Annotated in this window: 22 protein-coding genes and 4 tRNA genes; 11 read left to right on the forward strand and 15 right to left on the reverse strand. The window is 49.8% G+C overall.

The genetic code is table 11. From position 1 onward, the window contains the following. Nucleotides 1-43 precede the first annotated feature (43 nt). The 10 genes from tpiA (at nucleotide 44) to ACPEPR_RS05250 (ending at nucleotide 7,223) form a co-directional block, all read left to right on the forward strand. Nucleotides 44-835: a triose-phosphate isomerase gene (tpiA, locus tag ACPEPR_RS05205; protein ID WP_005181780.1), complete on the forward strand. Its 792-nt coding sequence runs from the start codon at nucleotides 44-46 to the stop codon at nucleotides 833-835. 13 nt (nucleotides 836-848) lie between these two features. Then, the gene (secG, locus tag ACPEPR_RS05210) at nucleotides 849-1,178 is read left to right on the forward strand and encodes a preprotein translocase subunit SecG (protein WP_005181783.1); all 330 of its coding nucleotides are present in this window, start codon (nucleotides 849-851) and stop codon (nucleotides 1,176-1,178) included. Nucleotides 1,179-1,231: 53 nt separating this feature from the next. After that, nucleotides 1,232-1,316 (forward strand) — tRNA-Leu (locus tag ACPEPR_RS05215). Nucleotides 1,317-1,367: 51 nt separating this feature from the next. After that, a tRNA-Met gene (locus ACPEPR_RS05220) sits at nucleotides 1,368-1,444 on the forward strand. Nucleotides 1,445-1,521: 77 nt separating this feature from the next. Beyond that, nucleotides 1,522-1,598, forward strand: a tRNA-Met gene (locus tag ACPEPR_RS05225). Between the two features lie 143 nt (nucleotides 1,599-1,741). Beyond that, nucleotides 1,742-1,818 (forward strand) — tRNA-Met (locus ACPEPR_RS05230). 228 nt (nucleotides 1,819-2,046) lie between these two features. Then, a complete protein-coding gene (rimP, locus tag ACPEPR_RS05235) occupies nucleotides 2,047-2,571 on the forward strand; it encodes a ribosome maturation factor RimP (RefSeq protein ID WP_005181784.1) in 525 nt (174 codons plus the stop codon). Nucleotides 2,572-2,603: 32 nt separating this feature from the next. Next, a complete protein-coding gene (nusA, locus tag ACPEPR_RS05240) occupies nucleotides 2,604-4,088 on the forward strand; it encodes a transcription termination factor NusA (RefSeq protein ID WP_005181786.1) in 1,485 nt (494 codons plus the stop codon). Nucleotides 4,089-4,098: 10 nt separating this feature from the next. Further along, nucleotides 4,099-6,819 carry a translation initiation factor IF-2 gene (gene infB, locus ACPEPR_RS05245; protein ID WP_005181788.1) on the forward strand — a complete coding sequence of 907 codons (2,721 nt, stop codon included), beginning with the start codon at nucleotides 4,099-4,101 and terminating at the stop codon, nucleotides 6,817-6,819. Continuing rightward, nucleotides 6,819-7,223, forward strand: coding sequence for a ribosome-binding factor A (locus ACPEPR_RS05250; RefSeq protein WP_168395541.1), 405 nt, complete (start codon nucleotides 6,819-6,821; stop codon nucleotides 7,221-7,223). The genes infB and ACPEPR_RS05250 overlap by 1 nt, the downstream gene beginning before the upstream one ends. A gap of 201 nt (nucleotides 7,224-7,424) precedes the next feature. Here ACPEPR_RS05250 and ACPEPR_RS05255 read toward each other — a convergent pair whose 3' ends face one another. From ACPEPR_RS05255 to ACPEPR_RS05320, 14 genes are all read right to left on the reverse strand, one after another. Continuing rightward, nucleotides 7,425-7,835, reverse strand: coding sequence for a Na+/H+ antiporter subunit G (locus ACPEPR_RS05255; RefSeq protein ID WP_160243587.1), 411 nt, complete (start codon nucleotides 7,833-7,835; stop codon nucleotides 7,425-7,427). 9 nt (nucleotides 7,836-7,844) lie between these two features. Beyond that, on the reverse strand, nucleotides 7,845-8,120 hold the full coding sequence (locus ACPEPR_RS05260) for a monovalent cation/H+ antiporter subunit F (protein ID WP_005181799.1): 276 nt from the start codon (nucleotides 8,118-8,120) through the stop codon (nucleotides 7,845-7,847). After that, nucleotides 8,117-8,638, reverse strand: coding sequence for a Na+/H+ antiporter subunit E (locus tag ACPEPR_RS05265; protein WP_168395539.1), 522 nt, complete (start codon nucleotides 8,636-8,638; stop codon nucleotides 8,117-8,119). Before ACPEPR_RS05265 ends, ACPEPR_RS05260 begins: the two co-directional genes overlap by 4 nt. Before the next feature lie 2 nt (nucleotides 8,639-8,640). After that, nucleotides 8,641-10,449: a monovalent cation/H+ antiporter subunit D gene (locus tag ACPEPR_RS05270; protein WP_168399014.1), complete on the reverse strand. Its 1,809-nt coding sequence runs from the start codon at nucleotides 10,447-10,449 to the stop codon at nucleotides 8,641-8,643. Beyond that, nucleotides 10,449-10,814: a Na+/H+ antiporter subunit C gene (locus ACPEPR_RS05275; RefSeq protein ID WP_160241677.1), complete on the reverse strand. Its 366-nt coding sequence runs from the start codon at nucleotides 10,812-10,814 to the stop codon at nucleotides 10,449-10,451. Before ACPEPR_RS05275 ends, ACPEPR_RS05270 begins: the two co-directional genes overlap by 1 nt. A gap of 2 nt (nucleotides 10,815-10,816) precedes the next feature. Then, entirely contained in the window at nucleotides 10,817-13,654 is a 2,838-nt protein-coding gene (locus tag ACPEPR_RS05280; RefSeq protein WP_104499198.1) for a monovalent cation/H+ antiporter subunit A, read from the reverse strand. Between the two features lie 339 nt (nucleotides 13,655-13,993). Next, a complete protein-coding gene (locus tag ACPEPR_RS05285) occupies nucleotides 13,994-15,361 on the reverse strand; it encodes an AAA family ATPase (protein WP_160241676.1) in 1,368 nt (455 codons plus the stop codon). 16 nt (nucleotides 15,362-15,377) lie between these two features. Continuing rightward, nucleotides 15,378-16,880, reverse strand: coding sequence for a UvrD-helicase domain-containing protein (locus ACPEPR_RS05290; protein ID WP_005181808.1), 1,503 nt, complete (start codon nucleotides 16,878-16,880; stop codon nucleotides 15,378-15,380). Between the two features lie 11 nt (nucleotides 16,881-16,891). Continuing rightward, the gene (gene hisIE / locus ACPEPR_RS05295) at nucleotides 16,892-17,677 is read right to left on the reverse strand and encodes a bifunctional phosphoribosyl-AMP cyclohydrolase/phosphoribosyl-ATP diphosphatase HisIE (RefSeq protein WP_005181811.1); all 786 of its coding nucleotides are present in this window, start codon (nucleotides 17,675-17,677) and stop codon (nucleotides 16,892-16,894) included. A gap of 149 nt (nucleotides 17,678-17,826) precedes the next feature. Next, entirely contained in the window at nucleotides 17,827-18,903 is a 1,077-nt protein-coding gene (locus ACPEPR_RS05300) for a patatin-like phospholipase family protein (protein ID WP_005181814.1), read from the reverse strand. A gap of 194 nt (nucleotides 18,904-19,097) precedes the next feature. Then, entirely contained in the window at nucleotides 19,098-20,717 is a 1,620-nt protein-coding gene (locus ACPEPR_RS05305; RefSeq protein ID WP_104494772.1) for an ABC1 kinase family protein, read from the reverse strand. A gap of 12 nt (nucleotides 20,718-20,729) precedes the next feature. Further along, complete coding sequence (locus ACPEPR_RS05310; RefSeq protein WP_168399013.1) at nucleotides 20,730-21,401, reverse strand: ubiquinone biosynthesis accessory factor UbiJ; 672 nt, start codon at nucleotides 21,399-21,401, stop codon at nucleotides 20,730-20,732. A 19-nt stretch (nucleotides 21,402-21,420) separates the two neighbouring features. Next, nucleotides 21,421-22,362 (reverse strand): bifunctional demethylmenaquinone methyltransferase/2-methoxy-6-polyprenyl-1,4-benzoquinol methylase UbiE, encoded by a 942-nt coding sequence (gene ubiE / locus ACPEPR_RS05315; RefSeq protein WP_168399012.1) that lies wholly within the window; start codon nucleotides 22,360-22,362, stop codon nucleotides 21,421-21,423. A 207-nt stretch (nucleotides 22,363-22,569) separates the two neighbouring features. Then, a complete protein-coding gene (locus ACPEPR_RS05320; protein ID WP_168384420.1) occupies nucleotides 22,570-23,274 on the reverse strand; it encodes an FFLEELY motif protein in 705 nt (234 codons plus the stop codon). A gap of 207 nt (nucleotides 23,275-23,481) precedes the next feature. Between ACPEPR_RS05320 and pap the strand changes: the two genes are divergently transcribed. After that, nucleotides 23,482-24,906 carry a polyphosphate:AMP phosphotransferase gene (gene pap / locus ACPEPR_RS05325; protein ID WP_168399011.1) on the forward strand — a complete coding sequence of 475 codons (1,425 nt, stop codon included), beginning with the start codon at nucleotides 23,482-23,484 and terminating at the stop codon, nucleotides 24,904-24,906. Nucleotides 24,907-24,980: 74 nt separating this feature from the next. Here pap and ACPEPR_RS05330 read toward each other — a convergent pair whose 3' ends face one another. Then, nucleotides 24,981-25,487 (reverse strand): hypothetical protein, encoded by a 507-nt coding sequence (locus ACPEPR_RS05330; protein ID WP_005181834.1) that lies wholly within the window; start codon nucleotides 25,485-25,487, stop codon nucleotides 24,981-24,983. Between the last annotated feature and the right edge of the window lie 19 nt (nucleotides 25,488-25,506).

The raw sequence follows: 25,506 nt of genomic DNA on the forward strand, positions 1-25,506 counted from the left end.
AGAATGTGCGCGATTGAAACATAGGTATTTGAATAGGTATTGTATGTCGGGTTCGGCGATTACGCCTTGGGTGATTGGCAATTGGAAAATGAACCCAGTGCAAGCAGAAGCGCAACAGCTGGTTTCAGAATTTAAAACATTATTAGAACAGCAGGCCATTGATGCCGCACAGTGTCATTTAGGGGTTGCGCCAGTTGCAATCGCATTGGGCAGTGTTCAGGAACAGCTGAAAACTGCGGTACGTCCGGTGTATACCGTGGCACAAGATGTTTCACGTATTGCTGGTTTAGGTGCTTATACTGGTGAGGTGAGTGCCGAGCTATTAAAAGACAGCCAGATTGGCTTTGTACTGGTCGGTCATTCAGAACGCCGTGAAATTTTTGCTGAAAATGTGCAAATTCTAAATGCAAAAATTCAAAATGCACTGGCAGCCGGTCTGACCGTAATTTACTGTGTCGGTGAAAGCCTGCAGCAGCGTGAAAGTGGCCAGGCCGAGCAGGTGGTGTTACAGCAGATTTGTGACATTGCGGCAGTGGTCGAGGCAGAGCAGTGGCAGAATATTGTAATTGCCTATGAGCCAATCTGGGCCATTGGTACTGGTAAAACCGCTTCGCCTGAAGATGCGCAGGCCATGCATGCCAAAATTCGTGAAGGTCTGACCCAGCTGACCAGCTATGGTCCGCAAATGGCTATTCTGTACGGTGGTAGTGTTAAGCCGGAAAATGCAGTAGAGTTAGCAGCCTGCCCAGATATTAATGGCGCGCTGGTCGGCGGTGCTTCTTTAAATGCAGCATCGTTCCATCAAATTGCGCAGGCCTTTGCCAATACACAATAATTAGGAGTTCAGCATGCAAACTTTTGTGCTGGTAGTACATATTATTTTAGCCGTCTTGATGATTGTGCTGATTCTGGTTCAGCACGGCAAAGGGGCAGATGCTGGTGCTTCTTTTGGTGGCGGCGGTGCGGCGACCGTATTTGGTGCCTCTGGTTCGGGTAATTTTATGACCCGTTTGACTGGAATTTTAACGGCTTTGTTCTTTATCACTAGTCTGACCCTGGCGGTATTTGCCAAACAGCAAACCACCGATGCCTACAGTTTAAAATCAATTCCGGCGACCACAACCGCGCCGGCAACATTGCCTGATTCTTCACCAACTACACCTCAAACTGGCGAATAATTGCAATTAGGCCTTTATTTTTCGCGGTGATGCGACTAGAATGCGTCACAGCTGCGGTGGTGGTGGAATTGGTAGACACGCTACCTTGAGGTGGTAGTGCTTTCGGGCGTGGGGGTTCAAGTCCCCCCTTCCGCACCAAACTTATAATCCAGAACATAAGTTTGGTGTATGCAGCAAAACTTCTGTTGATGCGGGATGGAGCAGTCTGGTAGCTCGTCGGGCTCATAACCCGAAGGTCGTTGGTTCAAATCCAGCTCCCGCTACCAATCAATCCTTTTTAAAGATGCAAACTTTAAAAGGCGGCTTAAGTTTCTTGAGCTGAGAAGAGTTATTTGTACGCTGATGCGGGATGGAGCAGTCTGGTAGCTCGTCGGGCTCATAACCCGAAGGTCGTTGGTTCAAATCCAGCTCCCGCTACCATTTTTAATGGTTGAGTAATATATTTCATGTTGGTTGAATCTGACGCTTGTTACTCATTCTTCAGCGATAAATAACGCCATATACAGGACATACGATTTTCATTGAAAATTGCGCATATTTTGTATATAATTTTTGCACGTTGATGCGGGATGGAGCAGTCTGGTAGCTCGTCGGGCTCATAACCCGAAGGTCGTTGGTTCAAATCCAGCTCCCGCTACCAAGTTTCTTAAGAGGCTCACAACAAGGTGGGCCTTTTTGCACAGTGGACATTGGTTTTTCTGTGTAATAATAGGGGCGATTTACGCCCTTTTTTATTGGCTATCGTGTAGTGTCGATATGAGCCGGATACGGCATAAACTCAAGTGTCATGTTTCACTACTACTATAGCTTGAATGAGACTGTAGTGGTCAGATCAGGCCATTGAATCGCACCCATATGACGAGAGTAAATGAAGCTATCAAATAAAACCCAGGCACTCCAGGACTTGATTGCACCCGCAGTTGCAGCCTGTGATGTAGATTTGTGGGGAATTGAATTCCTGCCACAAGGTAAACGCTCACTATTGCGTATTTATATCGACAAAGCGGTTGATGAAAATGCCGCACCGGTCCTGAATGAAGACGGTGAACTCGAGCAGGGTCGTGGTGTAGGCGTACAGGATTGTGTGCGCGTGACTCAGCAAGTGGGCGCCATTTTGGACGTTCATGATCCGATCTCAGGTGAATATGCACTCGAAGTGTCTTCCCCAGGTTGGGATCGTCCGTTTTTCCAGCTGGAACAGCTTCCTGCCTATATTGGCCAGACCATTGCCTTGCGTTTGATTAGCGCGGTAGAAAACCGTCGTAAATTCCAGGCGAAACTGGTGGCAGTTGACCTTGAAAATGAAACCATTCAGGTTGAAGTTGAAAAACAGCAAGTGCTGGAAATTGACAGCCATAATATCGATAAGGCCAATCTGGTTTATCAAGATTAATTCAATAAATAAGAATCTAAAATAGGTGACTTATGGCACGCGAAATTCTTACCGTCGTTGAAACGGTTAGTAACGAAAAAGGTGTAAGTCGTGAAGCAATCTTTGAGGCGCTAGAGCAGGCTCTTGTTGCTGCGACGAAAAAGAAATTTTACGAAGGCACAAATGCGGAAGAAGCACGTTTACGTGTAGAAATCGACCGTAAAACAGGTGACTACCGTACTTTCCGTCAATGGGAAGTGGTGGCGGATGAAGATCATGAAATGCCAGCATGTCAGGATGCGATTTCTGATGTCGATCCGGCGCAGTGGTCAATTGGTGACATTCGCGAACTTGAAGTGGAATCAATTGATTTCGGTCGTATTGCGGCGCAAATTGCCAAACAGGTAATTGTTCAGAAAATTCGTGAAGCAGAACGTGCACTCGTTGCCGATGCTTATGAAGCCAAAGTGGGCGAGCTGATTTACGGTGAAGTGAAAAAGCAGACCAAAGATGGCTTTATCATTGATTTAGGTGACAATGCCGAAGCGTATCTGGCACGTGAAGAAATGATTCCAAAGGAAATTCTGCGTCCAAAACAGCGCGTGAATGCCATTTTATTTAACGTCAACCGTGAAGGTCGTGGTGCGCAATTATTATTGTCACGTGCAAAACCTGAAATGCTGATGGCGTTAATGAAAAAAGAAATTCCTGAAATTTCTGAAGAAATCATTGAAATCAAGGCGGCTGCGCGTCAACCAGGCGTTCGTGCTAAGATTGCAGTGAAAACCAACGATCATCGTATTGATCCGGTTGGTGCATGTATTGGTATGCGTGGTACGCGTATCCAGGCAGTCCAGCAGGAACTTAATGGTGAACGTATTGATGTGGTGGTGTGGTCAGATGATCCGGCACAGTACATTGCCAGCGCTTTAGAGCCGGCTGATGTATCGAGTATCGTGATTGATGAAGATGCACGTACTGCTGACATTATTTTTGCCACCAGCGATCAATTGGCCCGTGCCATTGGTTCACAAGGTCAAAACGTACGTCTGGCATCTGAACTGACCGGTTATAAACTGGACATGATGCTGGAAGAAGAATATTACGCGCGTCAGCAAAATGAAGCGCAGCAATATCTGGATATGTTTGTATCGCGTTTGGACATTGCAGAGGACCTGGCGATGGCACTGGTTGAAATGGGCTTCACTTCACTGGAAGAGATTGCCTATGTACCAGCAGAAACATTTGATGAAATTGAGCTTGATGCCGAGCTGGTTGAATTATTGCAAAGTCGTGCCAAAGAAGTGGCTTTGGCAGATGCGTTAAAACAGCAAGAAAATATTCAGGATCCGAGTGACGAACTTCTGGCAATGGAAGGGATGACACAAGAGATCGCCTATGCGCTTGCTGCTCGTGGTGTAGTGACCGTTGATGACTTGGCAGACCAGGCCACCGACGATATCGCAGATATTGAAGGTCTAGGTGCTGACAAAGCGGGTCAACTCATTATGAAAGCACGCGAATCATGGTTTAACTAGGAGGTAATGTATGACGGACAAGACGATTAAAGAGTTAGCGCTCAGCGTAGGACGTCCAGTTGAGAAACTCCTGGAGCAGGTTCGTGATGCAGGTTTACCGCAACGTAAAGCTGACGACATTATTTCCACTGAACAACAAGATACCCTCGTGACCCACTTGAAAAAAGTACATGGTCAAGATGCGGGTAATGCAGGACAAATCACGTTGAAACGTAAAACTACCAGTACTGCTAAAGTGGCAAGTACGTCAGGTAAGGCGAAAACAATTAATGTAGAAGTGCGCAAGAAGCATACATTTGTCAAGCCAGACCCTGAGCAAATCAAAGCAGAAGCTTTGGCCAAAGCACAGGCTGAAGCAGAAGCCAAAGCAGCTGAACAGCAAGCCCGTGAACCGGCGAAGCCAAAAGCTGCGCCAGAAGCTGCCAGCAAAGGCGAATCTAAAGCCAAACAGGCCTTAGAAGCAATGCGTGCTGCTGCGAAACAGGAAACCGCCAAACAGGAAACTTCTAAAGCCGCTGTGGTGGTGAAGCGTAAATCAACCAACAAGCCAGTGGTGAAAGCCCAGGTTAAAGTGGTTGAAACGCCTGAGCAAAAACGCGCCCGTGAAGAACAGGCAGCACAGTTGAAAGCGACTGAAGAAGCTGCACGTCGTAAGGCAGCTGAAGAAGCGCAGCAACGTACCCTTGAGCAAATGCGTAAAATGGCATCGAAGTATTCATCTGATGATGCTGCACCGACCATTCGCGTAATTGATGATTCACCATTGGCCGCAGGTCTGGTGGGTCAGGCGTATGAAGATTCATTTGCCAAAGAAGACCGTGAAATCAAACGTGGTGGCGGAACCAAAGATACCCGTGGCCAGAAGAAAGGCGGCCGTCGTGGTGAAGAACAGTCATTCCGTGACAACTCGCATAAACGTGGTTTAAAAACCAGTCAGGCCAATAAGCATGGCTTTGAAAAACCGGTGAAAAAACAGGTTTATGATGTAGAAATTGGTGAAACCATTATTGTGGCTGACTTGGCTGCGAAAATGGCAATTAAAGTACGTGAAGTAATCAAGACCCTGATGAAGATGGGTGAGCTGGTCACACAAAACCAGGCCATTGATCAGGATACTGCGGTGCTTGTGGTTGAAGAAATGGGCCACAATCCGGTGCTGGTGTCTGAAACTGCGGCAGAAGACAACCTGCTGGAAGCGGCTGAAGAAGCACGTGGTGAGCAAACTACGCGTCCACCTGTTGTTACCATCATGGGTCACGTTGACCATGGTAAAACCTCGCTTCTTGACCGTATCCGCCGTGCTAAAGTGGCACAAGGCGAAGCCGGTGGTATTACCCAGCATATCGGTGCTTACCATGTGACAACAGACAAAGGTATCATCACCTTCCTGGATACTCCGGGTCACGCTGCGTTTACCGCGATGCGTTCACGTGGTGCCAAAGCGACTGATATCGTGGTGTTGGTGGTTGCAGCAGATGATGGCGTGATGCCACAAACTGCAGAAGCGATTGACCATGCGCGTGCAGCGGGTACGCCAATCATTGTTGCCATCAACAAGATGGACAAAGATTCAGCTGATCCAGACCGCGTACTGAACGAATTAACCACCAAGGAAATCGTGCCTGAAGAATGGGGCGGTGATGTTCCAGTCGCCAAAGTTTCCGCGCATACCGGTGCCGGCATTGACGAATTACTTGACCTGATTTCAATTCAAGCAGAAATGATGGAATTGAAAGCCTCTGAAGAAGGTGCAGCACAAGGTGTGGTGATTGAAGCACGTGTTGATAAAGGCCGTGGTGCAGTGACCTCGATTCTGGTTCAAAACGGTACCCTGAAAGTGGGTGACTTGGTACTTGCCGGTTCATCTTATGGCCGTGTACGTGCCATGACCGATGAAAACGGTAAACGCATCAAGTCTGCTGGTCCATCAATTCCAGTGGAAATTCTGGGTCTGCCAGAAGCGCCAATGGCGGGTGATGAAGTACTGGTGGTCAATGACGAGAAGAAAGCGCGTGAAGTTGCTGATGCGCGTATGGATCGTGAACGTCAGAAACGTCTTGAGCGTCAGTCTGCAATGCGTCTTGAGAACATCATGGCGTCTATGGGCAAGAAAGATGTACCGATTGTGAACGTGGTACTGAAAACTGACGTACGTGGTACGCTGGAAGCATTGCACGTGGCACTGGCCGAGCTTTCAACGGATGAAGTGAAAGTCCGTGTGATTGGTTCAGGTGTCGGTGCGATCACTGAATCTGACGTAACGCTGGCTGAATCTTCAGAAGCGGTACTGCTGGGCTTTAACGTTCGTGCCGACAATACTGCACGTCAAAAAGCCGATGCTGACGGTATCGACATCCGTTACTACTCGATCATCTATCAATTGATTGATGACGTGAAAGATGCGATGAGCGGCAAACTGGCACCAGAACATCGTGAAACGATTCTGGGTGTGGCTGAAGTCCGTGAAGTATTCCACTCAAGCAAGTTCGGTGCAGCAGCAGGCTGTATGGTACTGGAAGGTACTTTACACCGTAACAAGCCGATTCGCGTATTACGTGATGATGTGGTGGTGTTCCAGGGCGAACTTGAATCTCTGCGTCGTTATAAAGACGTGGTGGAAGAAGTCCGTGCTGGTATGGAATGTGGTCTTGCAGTCAAAGGCTATAAAGACATCAAAGTACAAGACAAGATTGAAGTGTACGATGTCCAACTAATTAAACGGAGTCTTTAATGGCGGGTAGTCAGCGTCTTAAGCGAATGGCAGATACGGTACAACGCGAGTTGTCCGACCTGATCCGCCAGGAGCTGAAAGATCCACGTCTGGGTGGTCTGGTGACCATCTCGGCGGTGAAAGTCAGCCCAGATTTAGGCTATGCCGAAGTGTATGTGACCGTAATGGGTCGTGAACTTGGCGATGAGCAAAGTGAAGCGGCAAACAAGGAAACCCTGGATGTGCTTAACAAAGCCGCCGGTTTCCTGCGCCATGAGCTGAGCCGTCGGATCAAGACCCGGATTACGCCGCGTTTGCGTTTCCATTACGACAAAACCAATGCCTACGGTAACTATATGTTTGGTCTGATTGCAGAAGCAGTAAAAGATTTACCAGCTGCCGATGCAAAAAAAGATGAAGAATAAGTAGGCCAGCAGGTCTATGTAAAAAAGCCACCTTCGGGTGGCTTTTTTATGTCCTTCATAATTGCTTGACTTGCTTATCTTCCAGCAGAAACAAGCGCTTTAAGATTGCAATCAGGCAAGGGCAGGGCGGTTGAGACAGCACATAAAAAACCTGACCAGGAACAATCCGGGTCAGGTTTTTTTAGAAGATGACGCGAAGACTTATTCGTCTTTAGAGGGTTTGATTCTGCCCAGTGGTTCACGATCTGTAAAGGCGCGGCGACGGCTACGCTGCCATGGTAGCGGACGTTCCAGGGTTTCTGAGACTTCACCACTCATCGAGCGCAGACGTAAATGCAGGGCTGCCTGTGCCATCAGGTTGGCCGATACCGGCGCGGTAATAAAGGCAAACAGGGTAATCAGCACTTCGGCAAAACCAAAGCGACCCAGATAAGCCGAATAAATAATGGCAGCAATCAGGAAGCTGCCCAGACCTAAGGTACTGGACTTGGTCGGGGCATGCAGGCGCATAAACAGGTCCGGCAGACGAATCATGCCAATTCCGCCGACCAGCATAAAGAAGGTGCCGATTAACAGGAAAATGGAGACCAGGATTTCCATCATCAGTTGCATGCTGTTCTCCTAATCAATCACGTGGCCAGAGGTGAAGTAACGGGCCAGGGCAGCGGTTGAAACAAAGCCCAGCATCGCCACCAGTAATGCACCTTCAAACAGTGAAGTACTGGTCCAGTAAATACCCAGTACTACAATCAGGCAGGTCGCATTTAAAAACAGGGTATCCAGCGCCAGCAGACGGTCGACAATTGACGGTCCCATAATCAGACGAATCAGGCACATAAACATCGAGCCGGCAATGGCAATCAGGCAGATGCCAAGCGCATAAGGCAATATCATCATGAGGCCACTCCTGTCTTGACGTTAAAGATTTCAATCAGCGGCTGTTCATAACGGCTCTTGATCAGGGCAATTTCAGCTTCTTCATCATCGGTACTTAAGGCATGCACCAGAATATCGCCGCGGTCCTGGTCAATACCGGCCGTGACCGTCCCTGGCGTGGTGGTAATGATCATCGCCAGCAAGGTGTTGACCTGTTCATGCTCGGTCTCCAGCGGTACACGGAACCATTTCGGATGCAGCGCATCGGTGGGTCCCAGCACCTGTTTGGCGACGCGGATATTGGACAGGATAATATCCCAGACCACCACCCAGAACAGTTTAAAGGCTGGCACCCAGTGGATATTCGGGGTGCGGGCAATAAACGGTTTGATCATCAGTGGAATCAGGATACTCAGGATCAATGCCATCAGCAGATTGCCGGCAGAAACACTATGTGCCAGTAACAACCAGCTAATGGCCACAATCACCGAAACAAAGGGATGTGGCAGCCAGATATCCCAAAACGATGTCTTTTGCATAGTTATGGCTCCATAGGTTTAAGTTGTGGCAGGTCGTTGCTTGCGGCGTCCTGCTCAATCTGCTGATTGATCTGACGTTGTTTATAGTCCGAAATATGCTCACCTTCCAGTGTATTTGGACTGATTACATACGGAATCAGCTTGGCATTCGGGTCCGGTTTTTCACCACTGTATTTGGTTTCTGGCAAATAGTTTGGATCATAAGGCTGGACGCTAATCACCTGGCCGGTTTCATCCTGCTTTAACACCGCCATTTCATACAGACGGTTGTTCTGCATTTGCTGGGCCGTGCTAAAGGCATAACGCTGGATTGGATTAGCAAAAACCACATAAGCCACCAGTGCTGCCAATAACAGGTAAATGGCCTTATCATTGCCTTTCGGGGCCTTGGCTGGCAGGGCCTGGTAGCTGTGATAGGCGTCATTGTCCGGATCATCTTCCGGACGCGATGCGCGCCAGAACAGGATAAAGCCAACCCGGGTCAGGGCCAGAATACTGAGTAAACCAACTAGCAGCACCACGGCTATAATAATGCCCTGATAAGGCGCATCAGCCGTGGCCTGTAACAAGAATACTTTACCGAGGAAGCCACTAAAAGGCGGCAGGCCGGCAATCATCAGTGCAATCAGCAGATAGGTAATTGACATCACTTTATGCTGTTTCATTTGCGGGGCGATATTAAAGTGATCCTTAAATTCACCGCGCTGCGCCGTGACCCAGCCGCAGAACAGATAGAAGGCAGCGGCAATTAAGGTACTGTGTACCAAGTAATACAGCGCTGCCGTCCAGGCCTGGGTGCTAAACAGGGCAATCGCAATCAGGATGGTCCCAATCGACGACAGCATCATAAAACCGACAAAACGGCGTAAGCGTTCTGCCCCAATTGCGCCGATGACGCCATACAGCGAGGTAATCAGGCCAATTGGCAATAACCAGTTGCTGAGAATTTTCTGGCTCAGTTCATCATCAAAGACCGTCCCATTGACCCTTAAAATCGCATAAATCCCGACCTTAGTCATAATGGTAAAAATCGCCGCCACAGGGGTAGCTGCTACGGCATAGGTTTTCGGTAACCAGAAGCCGACCGGCAGCATCGCCGCTTTAATCCCGAACACAATAAACAGGATCAAGCCGCCGACCACCGCCAGACGATGCTGATCTTCTGCCAGCGTCGGTATTAAACGCGCCACATCGGCCATGTTAAGGCTGCCAACACTGCCGTAAATCATGCCCAGACCAATCAGGAACAGTGCTGAAGCCAGCAGGTTGATGGTGACATAATGCACCCCAAGCTGAAAGCGCGGTTTGCCCTGACTGTGCAGCAAGAGTACATATGAAGCCAGCAGTAGCACTTCAAAAAATACGAACAGGTTAAATAAATCGCCGGTGAGGAAAGCCCCGCACAAGCCCATCATCAGGAAATGGAACATGGCATGGAAGTAGCGGCCGCGTTCATCCCATTGCTGGCAGGCGAACCACAGCACTGGCAAGGCCAGACCGTAAGTCAGTACCAGCATTAGCGCAGACAGCTGATCCAGCACCAGTATAATCCCGAATGGAGCCGACCATTCAGACAGGTTGTAGACGGTAATCTGGCCGGTTTTGGCCAGCATCAGATAGCTGATCGCCAAGCCCAGTCCGAGAATAGTCGAAATCAGGCTGATGCCACGACGCCACGGCTGGCGCCAGTCATACGACAGCGAACCCGAACCCGGGTTGCCCAGCAGCACCAGAATAAAACCGGTAAAAGCCGGCAGCAGGATGCTGAGAATAGGAGTGTGTTGCGCCCAGAATTGGATAAAGTCATGCATTATGGCTCATCCTCACGTGGGTCAAGTAAAGCAGGATCATCTTTGGCATCCACATGGTCGGTTCCCGATTCATAACGGCTGCGTAAGGCCAGCTGCACCACAAAGGCAGTGGTGGCAAAGCCAATTACAATAGCAGTCAGCACCAGTGCTTGCGGTAAAGGGTCGGAGGATTGCGCCGCCGTGGTTAAAATGGCCGGTGCATTCAGCTGAATCCGCCCCATGGCGAACAGGAAAATATTGACTGCATAACCAATCATGGCCAGGCCCAGTACCACCGGAAAGGTACGTGCCCTTAAGATCAGGTACACGCCGGTGGCGACCAGTAAACCTACAGAGGTTGCGACTAAAAATTCGATACTAATCATGCTTACCCCCGAGGAATTGGACCAGACATACTGGAGTGACGCGAGTCGCCCAGCACGGAAATCAGCAACATGGTTGCCCCGACAACGGTAACGTAAACTCCAACATCAAACAGTGCCGCTGAAGCCAAATGCAGTTCACCAATCACCGGCGGATTGACATAAATATGTGCACTGGTCAGGAATGGACGGCCCCAGAACCAGGCTGCAATCCCGGTCAGGCCGGCAATGGTCAGACCGGAACCAATCCAGATTTCATATAAACGTCCGGATTTGGCTTTCAGCATTTGCTCGGTTTGGTCCTGACCAATGGCAATGTACTGAATGATCAGTGCCATTGATGTGACCAGTCCGGCAATAAAGCCACCGCCTGGCAGGTTGTGCCCGCGCAGGAAAATATACAGGCTGACTACTAGGGCCACCGGTAAAATCCAGGAAGCGGTCATGCGCAGCATCAGTGGAGATGGGTTAAAACGATAGGTCAGGCCCTGCGTCATGGTGGTGCCGTGGGCACGCATACCATCCATCAGGCAGAGGGCGCCAATGGCAGCAATACCGAGTACGGTAATTTCGCCGAAGGTATCGAAACCACGGAAGTCGACCAGAATCACGTTGACCACGTTGGTACCGCCGCCCAGTGGAATTGACTGCTGATTAAAGAACCATGAAATCGAGTTGTGATCACGGGTCATGATTAACCAAGCCAGCCAGCTAATACCAGCACCGGCCAGAATTGCAATCCCGGCATCGCGCCAGCGGCGGGTGCTGCTTGATTCATACGGGGTTAATTGTGGTAGCAGCGACAGGCTCATCAGTAACAAGACGGTGGTCACCACATCGACGGTAATCTGGGTTTGAGCCAGATCCGGAGCCGACAGGGTTACAAAGATCATGGTTACCACCAGACCGACGGCGCCACTGATCAGGACAGCTTTAATCCGTTCATGATGGAACCACAGCATCATCCAGCAGGCACTGAATAACAGCAGCCACAAGACAATGGCAATTGCAGGTGCCTGGGTCAGCTCACGCGTACCGGTACCAATCCCCTGATTCAGCAGCGGCACCGACACCAGTGCAATGGTAAACACCAGAATCCAGAACAGATAACTTTGTAGGGAGCCGTTTTCGGTCAGGCGTTTAAAGCGGCGCGAGTTCAGCAATAGGCCTTTTAAGAACAGGTCAAATAACACCCGTCCCTGTAAGCGGCCCAATGCCGGATCAAGATCAATCTCGCGGATACGGCCGCCTTTGGCCAGGGCAAAATACATCACCAGACCGCCCACCAGCGCAATCACACTCATTAGCAATGGCAGGTTAAAGCCGTGCCAGATGGCCAGATGGGTGCCTTCAAAATTCATCAGCTGGGTACTGGCACGGGTGGTGCTATTGACCAGATGCTCAACCAGCAGGGCAGGGAACAGGCCGACCGCAATACATAAAATCGCCAGAATCAGGGCCGGTGCGCGCATGCCCATTGGCGGCTCATGTGCATCTTTATTGGGTACGTCTTTGCCAATCGGGCCATCGAAGAACACGCCATGCACTAAACGTACTGAATAGGCCACGGCAAAAATACCGGCCAGTGTCGCCACAATTGCCGAGATCACCACCACCGGTCCGCTTAAATTGGCCAGCAGTTCGGTAAAGAACATTTCTTTGGACAGGAAGCCGTTGAACAGCGGCACACCCGCCATCGACGCAGCCGTAATCATGGTTAGCGTACCGGTAAACGGTAACAGCTGCCATAAGCCACTCAGTTTGCGTAAATCACGGGTGCCGGATTCATGGTCAATAATCCCGGCAATCATGAACAGCGCCGCTTTAAAGGTGGCGTGGTTGATAATATGGAAAATGGCTGCAGCCACGGCCAGCGGAGAACCAATCCCGAGCAGGCAGACAATCAGGCCCAAATGGCTGATGGTGGAATAGGCCAGCAGACCTTTCAGATCTTCTTTGAAAATGGCAAAGAAAGCCGCGATACACAGGGTAAACAGACCAACAAAGGTCACCAGATTATGGTACAGCGCTGCGCCGGCAAAAATTGGCAGCAGACGTGCCAGCAGGAAAATCCCGGCTTTCACCATGGTCGCGGAGTGCAGATAGGCCGATACCGGCGTTGGTGCCGCCATGGCATTCGGCAACCAGAAATGGAACGGGAACTGGGCACTTTTGGTAAAGGCGCCGAGTAAAATCAGCAATAAACTGGGTACAAACAGCGCATGGCTTTGAATCTGATCGGTCATGGTCAGAATCTGGTCCAGCTCATAGGTGCCGGTGATCTGTCCGAGCAGGACAAAACCACCGAGCATAGCCAAGCCACCCATGCCGGTAATGGTCAGGGCCATACGTGAGCCGCGTTGAGCCGCTTCGTAATTGCTCCAGTAACCCACCAGCAGGAAGGAGGAAATACTGGTCAGTTCCCAGAACACCAGCAGGATAATCAGGTTATTCGACAATGAAATCCCGAGCATGGCTGCCATAAACAGCATGAGCAGGAGATACAGTTTGCTGAGGGAGTTTTTGGGGCTTAAATAATAATAAGCATAAATAAAGATGAGGGTACCGATACCGGTAATCAGCAAAGAAAATAATAAACCTAAAGCATCCAGGCGAAAGCTTAAATCAATCCCTAACTGGGGTAGCCACGACCATGACTGAATGATGGTGGCGCCATTAAAGACATCCTTTGCTTGAGTCAGTAACAGGATCAGACTGCTTAAACTGACTCCTATCGCCCCTAAAGCCGTTACCCCGCGCGAGAATTGCTTCAGCCACGAGACAAGGGTTGTGCCAAGTACCAGCGGTAGCAATATAATAATCGATAGCACACTCGTATCCATTGTCTTGATAGGTTCAAAACCTAAGGGTGAATCTTATCTTTCAAGGATTACAGGAATGCAAGGAGCAGTCCAAAATACTCAATCTTGAAAGCCGAAAAATAGAATTATGTCTAAATAAACAAGTTGTGTTGCGCAACTTGAGAAACTTATAGAAAATCGGATTTTACTATAAAAATATAAATCTGATTGATTTTATTACATGAATAAAACAACATCAATTTGTTTTTGCGCACACGGCAGACATTATACGCCGCCGAACTTTTTTCAGGATGAAATTGTTAGATCAGACCGGATTTTTTCGGCTGATTTTCCGATATTCCCCTCTATTCAAAGCCGTATTTAAGGCAACGGATGCGGGGTCGAGGTGTCATCATCATTTTGCAGCCGTTTCAGCAAGGCTTCCTGCTGTTCGGCACTCAGTTGCTGCTGAATCTGCTGATAGATGTCATCTACGCTGGTGGGCTCCTGTACCGCTTCACTCAGGCTTTCATCGCTGCTGCTGACTTCAGTCTGCATAAACTGGGCATAAATAGCGTCCAGCTGTTCCTGCACCGGTTGCAAATGAATTGGATGCAATTGCTGCTGATCCAGTCTTAAACATTGATAGTCTTCGGCATTTTCCAAGAGTGCCGTGCGGTTACCGGTGGCAATAATCTGCAGTGCCGGAAAAGCCTGATGCAAACGTGCCAGAATTACCGAGGCCATATCCTGATCAAGCTGATGATCGACCTGATCAATCAGCAGAATGCCGTCGCCTTCTAGAGTCGGATACAGACTATAGGGATTGAGCAGACATAAACGCCGCACAATATCTCCGACCAGTGCAATCCAGTTGCGGATACTGTTGGACAGCTGCTGATACAGCTGGGTTTTGCCCTGATAGGTGACCATTAATTGCAGTTTTGGATGATATTGTAGATAAATCTGGCTCAGTTCTGGCAGTACAATCTGTAGTGCATCGCGCAGGGCCTGCAGACTTGGCGCGTGCATCTGGGCATGTGCCTGCATCAGTTTGTCACGCCGTGGAGGTTCTGCGTCGGGATGCTGCGGATGCAGTAACTGTTCAATCAGCTGGGCGCTCTGGGCGTTTTCAATATCGGAAATTTCCCGGAACCACTCAAAAAAACGTGTAAAGGTGGTGAAGGGGATAGCAGAAATTTCATAGGCATGTGCAGCCTGAAAAATCAGCGGATTGTTTTTACTCAGCAGATTGACTTCATTGACAAAACGTTCGGCCGGATAATAGGCAATTAATGGCAGGCCTTGTAGCGGGTCCTGTTTTACCGCCTGCTGGTACAGGCTGACCATTTTTTCTAGTTTCTGGGTTTCAGCCTTGCTGACCCCGACGCCGTTGCTGTTCAGGGTTTTGTACAGCTGCCAGTCGCAGCACTGACGGTCCTGCTGCTGGGCATCGCTGCTTTCCGGCAGGCTGCCAATGTCTTTGGGAAAACACACGCACAGGTCAATTTTGGACTGCAGCCGGGTGTGCATAATGTCCTGATCAAGCATGACCAGTCCGGAGGTGCGTAAATCTTTATAGCGGGCAGCAAACCAGGTCAGTGCCTGATAGGTGAAGCGCAGTAGCGAGGTTTTACCGGAACTCTGATTGCCCAGAATTAAGGCCACAGGCTGTTGCTGCGGATGCAGTTGTAGCTGAAGGTCGGTAAAGTGGGTGATGTGCTTGAACTGGACAGACTGAATTTTCATGGGTCACCTGCATGCTTTAACCCACCGCCTTACGCAAGGACACCGGCATCTGCTGTTTCAGCTGTTGCACCAGATCGTAAATATGATGGATATTTAAGCTTACTTTAGCACGTGTGCAGGCCACGTACAGTAATCGTAACTCTTCATCACTAATTTTATGATCACGTTCATTGACCTTGAACTGATAGTCATCTTCCAGATGCACGCGGTCCCATTCCAGCCCTTTGGCTTTGTGCGCGGTTGAAATAATATAGTCCGCCTGACCAATCGGGGTGATTTTGGCCAGCGCCTTTTTCAGCGGATCGGTACCATGATCATCCACCAGTTTTACCAGCGGCTTAATGTCGCTGCCTTCATTGGTTTCGCAATATTCATGTACATCGTGCCAGGAGTTAAACCAGGCCAGTTCCGGCACATCGGTGACGCGGCGGCCCTGTTTCAGCATACTGGCGGCATCGACAAAGCGGTTCAGTTTGACATGATCGGCCTGCAGGCTGACCTTGTCACCATGTACCAGACCGGCCAGCAGCAATTCCATCGCCCGGGCATTGGTGCGGCATAAAATCGCATCGCGCTGTTTGGTATGCGGCTTGTTCACCACTTTGGAATGTAAATCCGGGTTGCCGAGCAGCGGCACGGTTTCATTTAAGCCGCCGAGAATGGCATTGGCGGTCATGGCGATGTCCGGACCAAAACGGAATGAGGTGGTTAAGCGCGACTCCGGCAAAGGCAGTTGCTGCATGGCGTTGATGGCACCGCGCCAGGCATAAATTTGCTGATGGGCATCGCCCACATAAATCACCTGGGTGTTGCGTTGTTTGAGCAGAATCCCCAGCATTAGCGGGTCGGCATCTTGCGCTTCATCAAACAGCACATAATCGGCCGGAATATTCGGTTCCGACAGTGCCCACAGTTTCAGGTAAATATCATGACCGATTCCGGCCTGATGGTTCGGATCAATTGATTCCAGCCAGCGCCGTTCTACTGCCGGATACAAATGTTTTTGCAGCAGCTCGGCATCATCAGGGTGCAGCCAGTTCGGTGCCTGAATATGCCGTGGTGCCGGATATTGCGAGCTGGTCGAGCAGAAATAGCCAACGGCATTGGCCACCAGACTGGCCAGCCGTGAAGGCATCAGCACATATTTTTCATAGCGGCCACCCATCATCCGGCGCAGGGTAATCGGTTCGAGACGATATTCCTTGGCAATAAAACTCGGACTCAGGCGCGGCAGGCGCAGTTTGTCGGTGACTCCACGTGGAACACTACGAAAGGCCAGCGAGTGAAAGGTGCGACAATCGACATTGCGATGAAACTTGTGTTGCGCTTCTGCGGCAATGGATTTGTTAAAGGCCAGATACATGCCACGCCGCTCCGGCATTGCTTCACTGATCATCTGCAAGGTGGTGGTTTTCCCTGTGCCGGCATAGGCAATCACCTTGAAGGATTTGCCCAGACGTGCGTTATCAATGGCAGTGGCCTGCTCATAGGTGGCGGTCGGTTTCTTCAGCTCAGACACAGGGCGACAGCTTAAGCCTGAGTACGGTTGGCTTTTTCCACCAGACCGGATAAGCCCTGACGGCGTGCCAGTTCATTCAGAATCAGTTGCGGGTCCAGATTGAAATAGCCGAGCATGACCAGGCTGTGGAACCATAAGTCAGCCACTTCATAGATCAGGTCATTTTTATTGTCTTCATAAGCTGCAGCCTGATATTCCTTGGCTGCCAGAATAGTTTCTACGCTTTCTTCACCAACTTTTTCCAGAATCTTGTTCAGGCCTTTGTGATACAGCTTGGCCACATACGAAGAATCCGGATCGGCGGCTTTACGTTCAGCCATCATTTTGCCTAAATAGCTCAGAATTTCGACCTGTTCAGATTGCGCAGTGGAGGCATTCATGGCCAAGGTGTGCGGATTGCTGGACTTCTCGCCATAAATCGCATTCGGGTCTTTCAGCTGCGCATCAACAATTTCCCAGCCATTCGGAGTCAGTTTGCGATAGAAGCAGGATTCACGGCCAGTATGGCAGGCAATGCCGCCATGCTGTTCAATTTGCAGGATAATCACATCAGCATCGCAGTCCAGACGGATTTCATGCACGGTCTGGAAATGACCGGATTCTTCACCTTTGTGCCAGAGTTTGTTGCGTGAACGGGAAAAATACACCGCCTGATTTTTTTCTGCGGTTAAGGCCAGCGCTTCGCGGTTCATCCAGGCCACCATCAACACCCGACCGGTTTGATGATGCTGTGCAATGGCTGGCACTAATCCCTGTTCGTTAAATTTTACTTCATCGAGCCATTGCAAGTTATTCATGAGTATGTCACCAAAATTTGTTCAGAAAAACGAGATTTACGCCAGTGCGCAAACGCTATAGTGTACGGTATCTGACCGGCTTGCAGGAAAAAATCTTTGCCTATTTTTGCTCAGGATGTTACCACTCTAACATTCATTTATCGTCCTGTTTAAAGCGGCTGTAACACCTCCGGCAAACACTGCTTTTCGACCAGTTCTAAAAACTCATCGCCCAGACGCTGACTTTCCGCAATACATTGCTTCCAGAGCTGAATGCGCTGTGCCTGATCCATACCTTTTAAATTAAAGTCTTTGCGGTCGGGTAGGCGGCCCAGGGGTAAAGACTGTAAATATTCGGCTGATGGTGAAATCAGCAGGGTCCGTGCATGATTGTCCGGATTGGCTTTGCGGTGTTTCAGCATTTTGTCGAACCAGCCTGGGGTAATGCTATCGGTAAAATGCGGATACAGCACCAGTCCCTGACTCTGAAACGGCAGGTCAATATGATAGTCAATCAGGCCGCCATCGCGGTAGCTGCCCGGCGCTTCCGGAATATCCCGAATTGCGGACATCACGCCCGGAATTGAGGCCGAAGCCATCAGCCAGCTGGTGACATTGTCCGGCGTTAGCGCATGATAATGGGTAAAGAAATCATCCTGCACCTGAAACTGGTTGCCTTGAGCTGGCTGGCTGATCACGCGCTGCATAAACAGGCGGTTGTGTTTGCGAGCCAGTGCATTGCCGCTGACAATACCAGCCACCGAGGCCAGTAGGGCCAGTGCACGGTCACTCTGGAAAATGTGCTGCGCTTTTACCGAGAGCACGGTCAGATGATAATCCGGATGATCGACCAGCTGCTGTGCCTTGCCATCGACCAGATTCAACAGCATATCGCGGCAGACATGACTGACGTCCTGCCGTGACATTTTTTTATGAAAGCTCAGATTGGTATATAAGTCTGCCAGCCGTTCGGTACCTGCTTTGGCGCCCCAGGCCAGAATGCTGGCAAAACGCCAGCTGCCAATTGAAGAACCAATCAGGGTGCGGCGCTGCGCTGACTGCGGCAAAAACTCGCCAAAAATGGCCTGATCCAGTCCCTGAATACCAATACCTTTTGGACCACCGGCAGCACCCGGAATCATATCGACCTGATCGGGTTGTAGGCCCTGCTCGGCAATCAGCTGCCGGGCCAGATGACCGGCACGAAGGGTGAGGGCAGGTGGACGTTTTTGCAGAATCTGGATCATGGTCACTGGCCTAAAATAAACAGTTGTCTGTATTTTAGGCCAGTGACCAAGGCTCACAAGGGCAGGAATGTTCACTCTCTGACTGCTCAGTCATCCGGCATGTGGTCTGCAATAGCGTGGCATAAAAAACCGGTCATGTGACCGGTTTAAATAATGGGGGATATAAGGCTTCACGCAACTTCGCCCATTTCGCCTTATTTGGCCACGCGCCAGACTGCCAGAATACTGGCCAGCACAATCAGAATGACTGAGACAAACCACGGTGAAATAATCGCAATCGATAGCAGAATCGCCATTACGCTACCAAAAATCCAGCTGCGTTTTTGCTGATGTTCCATTTGCAGACGCATACTTTGCAGTTCATTCAGCTGTTTGGCATGCCAGGCCGACTGGTTTTTCAGGCCGTTTAAGCTGTCGATCATCAGGGTCGGTAAATCCTGCGCACCCAACAGTAGGTCCGGAATTTTTTGTCCCAGCTCTTTCAGGTTTTTCTGCGGATTCATTTGTGCCTTGACCCAATCGGTGAGGATTGGTTTGGCCAGACTCCAGATGTCCAGTTCTGGATACAGATCGGTGCCTAGACCTTCAACATGCACCAGCGTTTTGAGCAGCAGCATTAACTGTGGAGGAATTTCCAGATGGAAACGGCGGGCAATATCCATCACTTCAATCAGAATGCCGGCAAAGTCCAGCTCATGCATGGGTTTGGAGACCATCGGTCCTACCGTACGGCGCATTTCACGTGCCAAAGCATCCTGATCGGTGCCCGGTGGAATCCAGCCGGCCTGATGCACAATCTGGATCAGCTGCATAAAGTCGCTGTTCATGACTGCCAGTAACATGCGCGCTACGGTCATCTGATCGTGCTTGGACAGCTCGCCCATAATCGCGCAGTCCAGCGCAATAAAGCGCGGGTTTTGCGGATTGATGGTTTCTACAAACACATTGCCCGGGTGCATGTCGGCATGGAAGAAGTTGTCGCGGAACACCTGGGTAAAGAAGATGGTCAGGCCTTTTTGCGCCAGATCGGCGCGGTCCATACCCAAGCGGTCAAAGGTGGCCACATCGGAAATTGGTACCCCGGTAATCCGCTCGGCCACCATCACATCTTTGCTGTCCATATACACTTCCGGCACATACATCATGCTGGAGCCGGTGAAGTAATGACGCATACGGCGGGTATTATCGGCTTCTAAGGTCAGATCGAGTTCTTTCAGGATAATCTGGCGATAGTCCTGAATAATTTCGGATAAATGCAGCGCGCGTGCCGCTTCAAGACGTTTTTCCAGAAAATGGCCCAGCCATTGCAGAATTTCAAAATCCTGCAGAATCTGCTGGCGGATATTAGGACGGGTGACTTTGACCACCACTTCGCGGCCATCGTGCAGGGCAGCGGTATGCACCTGGGCAATTGAAGCAGCTGCCAGCGGCTGTTCATCAAAACGCGCGAACAGGGTGTTGACATCGGCCTTTAAGGATTCCTGAATCCGCATTTGCGCGACATCGGAACCAAAGGGTTTGACCCGGTCCTGCAGCAAGACCAGCTGCTGTAATACTTCAGGTGGAATCAGGTCACGACGGGTCGATAACAGCTGACCGAGTTTAATCGCCAGCGGTCCCATATCTTCCAGCGCCTGTTTCAGCTTGAGCGGATTTTTCCGTTCCTTACTGGACCAGGCCGCCGGATGCATCCGGATCAGACTCAGAATATGGCGGGCTTTTTCTGGTAATTCTTCCGCAGGGAACAACGTGTCGAGTCTATAGTGCGCAGCAATACGCCAAAGTTCGATTAAACGTGAAACGTGCGGAATCATAAATCTCTTTACCTAGTCGTGTGAATCTGGAGTGTCTTCAAGTTGCTTGCGGAGCTGTTGAATCTTGGCTTCTACGCGGTCGATATTCTGGTTCAGGATGCGGGTATCCTGTTGCAGATCATCCATTTGCCAGCGCGGTGCAAACAGGCCGGAATCTTCTTTCAGGGCATCTTCGGCGAAAAACAGCTGACTTTGCAAGGTTTTTTTCAGCTGCTTGGGCGCCAGCTGGATTTTACCCAGCTCATGTGCCAGTGTCGGGCCAACCCATGGCGACAGATGCGCGGCCAGATCGGGTTCGGCCTGCTCGATAATACGCTGGATGTCCTGTAGCAGCTTATAGTCGCCTTGTACCGGAATGGTGCCGACATCATCGGTCAGCAGCAGTTTCAGCAGTTCCACCACATTCTTGACCTGCAAGGTGGCGGTGGCTTCACTGAGCTGCTGTTCGCGCTCAAACGGGCGCTGCTCGAAAATAGACGGTTGGGTTGCCTGTCCGGTAACGGTCGGCTCCAGACGCACCTTGTTTTCATCAAAAAATACATCTACCGACAGTTGCGGCGCATCCATCACCACACGCAGGGTTTTGCCCTGTAGCTGGTTCAGCTGGATGCGGGTAATCGCATCCAGATTAATGACATGATGGATGCATCGTTCAACGGCACCTAAGGCCAGAATCGACCACATAGCAGTGTCCTTTTCGGAATTAGAGTTTAAAACCGCGGTGCACCGCCACAATACCACCGGTCAGGTTGTGGTAGTCACAGTTCTGGAAGCCGGCATTTTCCATCATGCCTTTCAGGGTGCGCTGGTCTGGGTGCATACGGATTGATTCCGCCAGATATTTATAGCTTTCAGAATCATTCGCCACCAGTTTGCCCATGATTGGCAGTGCAGTGAACGAGTACAGGTCGTACAGTTTCGAGAACGGTTCAAATACCGGTTTTGAGAATTCCAAGATCAGTAAACGGCCGCCTGGCTTAAGCACGCGGTACATGGCTTGCAGTGCAGCATCTTTATCGGTCACATTACGTAAACCGAAAGAAATGGTCACCAGGTCAAAGCTGTTGTCAGCAAAAGGTTCAAGTGTTTCAGCATTGGCCAGAACGAAATCGACATTGGTACAGCCGGCATCAATCAGACGGTCACGACCGACATTCAGCATCGATTCGTTAATATCTGAAAGGACCACATGGCCGCTTGGACCAACTTCACGGCTAAAAACTTTGGCCAGATCACCGGTACCGCCCGCAATATCCAGTACGTGCTGGCCACGACGCACACCCGACATGTTAATCGCAAAGCGTTTCCATAAACGGTGAATACCAAAAGACATCAGGTCATTCATGATGTCGTATTTGCTGGCCACCGAATGAAATACTTCCGCCACTTTCTGGGCTTTTTCTTCGCTGTTTACGGTCTGGTAGCCAAAATGTGTGGTCGTGCCGACATTACCGGTATTGGCGCCACGTGGCAGGTTGTATTTTGGAATGCTGCCCGTTACCGGAGTATCGGTTAGGCGCTGTTCTAGAGACTGCTGTTGACCTTGTGGTGCACCTTCCGGTAATGGCGAGGTTAAGAATGGGCTCACTTTGTCTGTGTTGGTTGCCGTTTCTGGATGGGTAGGCTTTTGCTCTTCATTAGACATAGTGTCACTCCTAACATGAAAATCGGGTTGATGTGGCAGTGCAAGCATGATGACAGATTCTTAGGCGTTGTACAGTCATCGGCCTGCAATTGTCAGGAATAAAATACAGAAAATTGAATTGTTATCCTGATGAACGTGAATGCATATTCGTTTTACTGCTGTTTTTGTACCAAATTTTGGCCATCACATGCAAAAAATTATGTGGCTTTATTGAAAGGGCTGCGGATCTCCCCGATGCACTTTGTCAATAATCTGGCGTTCAACTGCGGTAAATTCGCGGACAAATTTTTCTGCAGATTTCAGCGGTTTCATGGCCACAAAACCATCTTGCATAAACTCGTACATGATATCGAAATTGTATTTATGCGCGGCGCCTTTACACATTTTAAAGGCGGTATAAACCATAAAGGAGCGCATGTATTTGTCCAGGCTTTTGCCCAGTTCATCCAGCATGTCCAGCTGTTTTAAACGCGCGGTGCCCTGATCGAGCTTTAAATAGGTCAGGCGCATCATCTCGTCGCTCAATGGCGTCTGCGCCGGATAATCCTTTAACAGCTGAATGGCAACCTGTTCATCCAGTTGCACTGCTAAAATGGCCAGGGCCACCCCGGAGGTGCCGGTTTTAATGGCATTTTCCGGAATCAGTTTTTCTGCTTTATGTGCGTATTTGGTCAGGCGCGCAATCTGTCCGGCCAGCGCATCAAAATCGGGGCCGCCGTATAAACGGTTTAGAAAATATTCGGCCATCAGTACATTATTTTTTTCGGCAAAATGCGGGGCATGGGTACGTTGCATGCGCTGTTTCTGCCACAGCTGCACTTCCTGCAAACGTGTGAAAATTTCCGGCTGGCGATGATATTCAAATTGATTATAAAGTTCTAAAAGGTCATCTAAAACCGCAAGTTTGGACATGGAGCGTCTCAATTGTTTTGACTTAAGCGGCATTCTAAAGCCAGTTAGATGCACAGGCCATGACAAATTGGTGACAGATTCAGGATCATCGGGTCAGTTTGCACTAGAAATAGACAAAATCAGACAGACGCGCTATACAAAATCATCAGCCGCCCGGCCAGCAGGCTGGTTATACTGAACGGAACAATAAAACAAGAGTGTGTGCCTATGACCGAGCAGAACCCGCAAACAGAATTTCAGTTAATGGATGAAGATCAGCTGTCTGTCGAGCTGATTGAAGCACAATATGCCCTAAAAGACAGCCGCGGTCAGAGCAATGCCAAAAGTCTGGTGATTCTGGTCAGCGGCATTGAGCTGGCTGGCAAAGGCGAGGCGGTGAAACAGCTGCGTGAATGGGTCGATCCGCGTTATTTGCATGTGAAGGCCGATGCCGCACACCTGTTTGATTTCAAAACCAGTTTCTGGCAGCCCTATGCGCGTTTTATTCCGGCCGAAGGGCAGATCATGATTCTGTTTGGCAACTGGTATAGCGATCTGCTCAGCAGTGCCACCCATGTCTCGAAGCCTTTTGATGACAGCCTGTTTGATGAGTATGTGCAGCGTTTTCGGGCCTTTGAACAGGATTTAAAAAACAACCAGGTCGATGTGGTCAAGATCTGGTTTGACCTGTCCTGGAAAACCCTGCAAAAACGCCTGAACGAGATGGACCCGAGCGAAGTGCGCTGGCATAAGATGAATGGCCTCGACTGGCGCAACAAGAAACAGTACGACACCTTGCAAAAGCTGCGCCAGCGTTTTACCGATGACTGGATTATTATTGATGGTGAAGATGAGCAGCTGCGTGACCAGCAGTTTGCCCAGCATGTATTACAGGCTTTTAAAGATTGCCCGGAGCATCCGAAAACTGTTGAGCAGAGCTGGCAGCAGGCGCCGATTCCCGAGGCCTTGCTCAATCCGGACAATGCCGCGCTGGATGAGGGCGACTATAAAGCCGAACTCAAAAAACTCAGCCGCAAAGTGGCCGATGCCTTGCGTTTTGATGACCGCAACGTGGTGATTGTGTTTGAAGGGATGGATGCAGCCGGCAAAGGCGGCGCAATTAAACGGATTGTGAAAAAGCTGGATCCGCGTGAATACGAAATTTATACCATTGGCGCACCGGAAAAATATGAATTACGCCGGCCTTATTTATGGCGTTTTTGGACCAAGCTGCAACCAGAAGAAAAAATCTGTATTTTTGACCGTTCCTGGTATGGCCGGGTGCTGGTGGAGCGGATTGAAGGTTTTGCCAGTGACCTGGAATGGCAACGCGCGTATGCGGAAATTAACCGCTTTGAGCAGGATTTAACCGAGCATCAGACCGTGATTATCAAGTTCTGGCTGGCGATTAGCAAAGATGAGCAGGAACAGCGTTTTAAAGCGCGTGAACAGACTGCGCATAAACGCTTTAAAATTACTGAGGAAGACTGGCGGAACCGGAACCGCTGGGATGATTATTTAAATGCCGCAGCCGATATGTTTGCCCATACCAGCAGCGAGGATGCACCGTGGCATATTATTGCCACCAATGACAAAAACAGTGCCCGGATTGAAGTGCTGAAAACCATCTTGAAACAGCTGAAAGCTGATTAAGCCGGCAGCAAACAGGCATGAATCCGCTATAAAAATGCCGGTCACTGGACCGGCATCAGATTGAGGAAAAAGGCTTAGCCATTGACCACCTGGGTCTGTTTCTGCTGGATGCCTTTGGCAATCTTATAGCTTTCTTCCACATGCGCTTCGGCGACTTTCTTCATGACAAAATAGCCCAGGCTGGCCGCCACCAGCTGTCCGCCTAAAGGAATAAATTTGGTGACTTGCTTCGTGATCACTTTCGCGGCAACATTGTTCAATGATTTTTTGACGGCGGTACGTGCCACCACCAGGCCGGAAAATTCAATGCCGCGTTTACGCAGTTCCTGCCAGTGAATCTGCTTGGTTTCGGGGTCATAGACACTGACCTGTTCCGGCGACAGACCAAAACGGGCATTAATTTCAGGAATCAGTTGTGACAAAATACCGACGTCAATCACGACATCTAAAAATGGAACCGGAATGACCGCCGCGCCTGCGGACACGTAGGCCCGTTTTTTGACCAGCTCCAGACAGTCAGCACGAACTTGCTCTAAATTTAAATTGGGGTCAATCGAGTTGGGAATCTTGTCTATTTTCATAATATTAAATACCTTAAGC

Source organism: Acinetobacter sp. AND/436, from assembly GCF_049546925.1.
GTDB classification, from domain to species: Bacteria; Pseudomonadota; Gammaproteobacteria; order Pseudomonadales; family Moraxellaceae; genus Acinetobacter; species Acinetobacter indicus.

Bases quoted from the DNA above. Each gene is read 5' to 3' on its own strand.
- tpiA (WP_005181780.1), top strand. From the start codon at position 44: ATGTCGGGTTCGGCGATTACGCCTTGGGTGATTGGCAATTGGAAAATG.
- ACPEPR_RS05310 (WP_168399013.1), bottom strand. From the start codon at position 21,401: ATGTGGTCGATTCTGGCCTTAGGTGCCGTTGAACGATGCATCCATCAT.
- ACPEPR_RS05300 (WP_005181814.1), bottom strand. From the start codon at position 18,903: ATGATCCAGATTCTGCAAAAACGTCCACCTGCCCTCACCCTTCGTGCC.
- hisIE (WP_005181811.1), bottom strand. From the start codon at position 17,677: ATGAATAACTTGCAATGGCTCGATGAAGTAAAATTTAACGAACAGGGA.
- ACPEPR_RS05330 (WP_005181834.1), bottom strand. From the start codon at position 25,487: ATGAAAATAGACAAGATTCCCAACTCGATTGACCCCAATTTAAATTTA.
- ACPEPR_RS05320 (WP_168384420.1), bottom strand. From the start codon at position 23,274: ATGTCCAAACTTGCGGTTTTAGATGACCTTTTAGAACTTTATAATCAA.
- secG (WP_005181783.1), top strand. From the start codon at position 849: ATGCAAACTTTTGTGCTGGTAGTACATATTATTTTAGCCGTCTTGATG.
- infB (WP_005181788.1), top strand. From the start codon at position 4,099: ATGACGGACAAGACGATTAAAGAGTTAGCGCTCAGCGTAGGACGTCCA.
- ACPEPR_RS05285 (WP_160241676.1), bottom strand. From the start codon at position 15,361: ATGAAAATTCAGTCTGTCCAGTTCAAGCACATCACCCACTTTACCGAC.
- ACPEPR_RS05250 (WP_168395541.1), top strand. From the start codon at position 6,819: ATGGCGGGTAGTCAGCGTCTTAAGCGAATGGCAGATACGGTACAACGC.
- ACPEPR_RS05305 (WP_104494772.1), bottom strand. From the start codon at position 20,717: ATGATTCCGCACGTTTCACGTTTAATCGAACTTTGGCGTATTGCTGCG.
- ACPEPR_RS05255 (WP_160243587.1), bottom strand. From the start codon at position 7,835: ATGCAACTGATGATGGAAATCCTGGTCTCCATTTTCCTGTTAATCGGC.
- ACPEPR_RS05270 (WP_168399014.1), bottom strand. From the start codon at position 10,449: ATGCATGACTTTATCCAATTCTGGGCGCAACACACTCCTATTCTCAGC.
- pap (WP_168399011.1), top strand. From the start codon at position 23,482: ATGACCGAGCAGAACCCGCAAACAGAATTTCAGTTAATGGATGAAGAT.
- ACPEPR_RS05260 (WP_005181799.1), bottom strand. From the start codon at position 8,120: ATGATGATATTGCCTTATGCGCTTGGCATCTGCCTGATTGCCATTGCC.
- ACPEPR_RS05280 (WP_104499198.1), bottom strand. From the start codon at position 13,654: ATGGATACGAGTGTGCTATCGATTATTATATTGCTACCGCTGGTACTT.
- nusA (WP_005181786.1), top strand. From the start codon at position 2,604: ATGGCACGCGAAATTCTTACCGTCGTTGAAACGGTTAGTAACGAAAAA.
- rimP (WP_005181784.1), top strand. From the start codon at position 2,047: ATGAAGCTATCAAATAAAACCCAGGCACTCCAGGACTTGATTGCACCC.
- ubiE (WP_168399012.1), bottom strand. From the start codon at position 22,362: ATGTCTAATGAAGAGCAAAAGCCTACCCATCCAGAAACGGCAACCAAC.
- ACPEPR_RS05275 (WP_160241677.1), bottom strand. From the start codon at position 10,814: ATGATTAGTATCGAATTTTTAGTCGCAACCTCTGTAGGTTTACTGGTC.
- ACPEPR_RS05265 (WP_168395539.1), bottom strand. From the start codon at position 8,638: ATGCAAAAGACATCGTTTTGGGATATCTGGCTGCCACATCCCTTTGTT.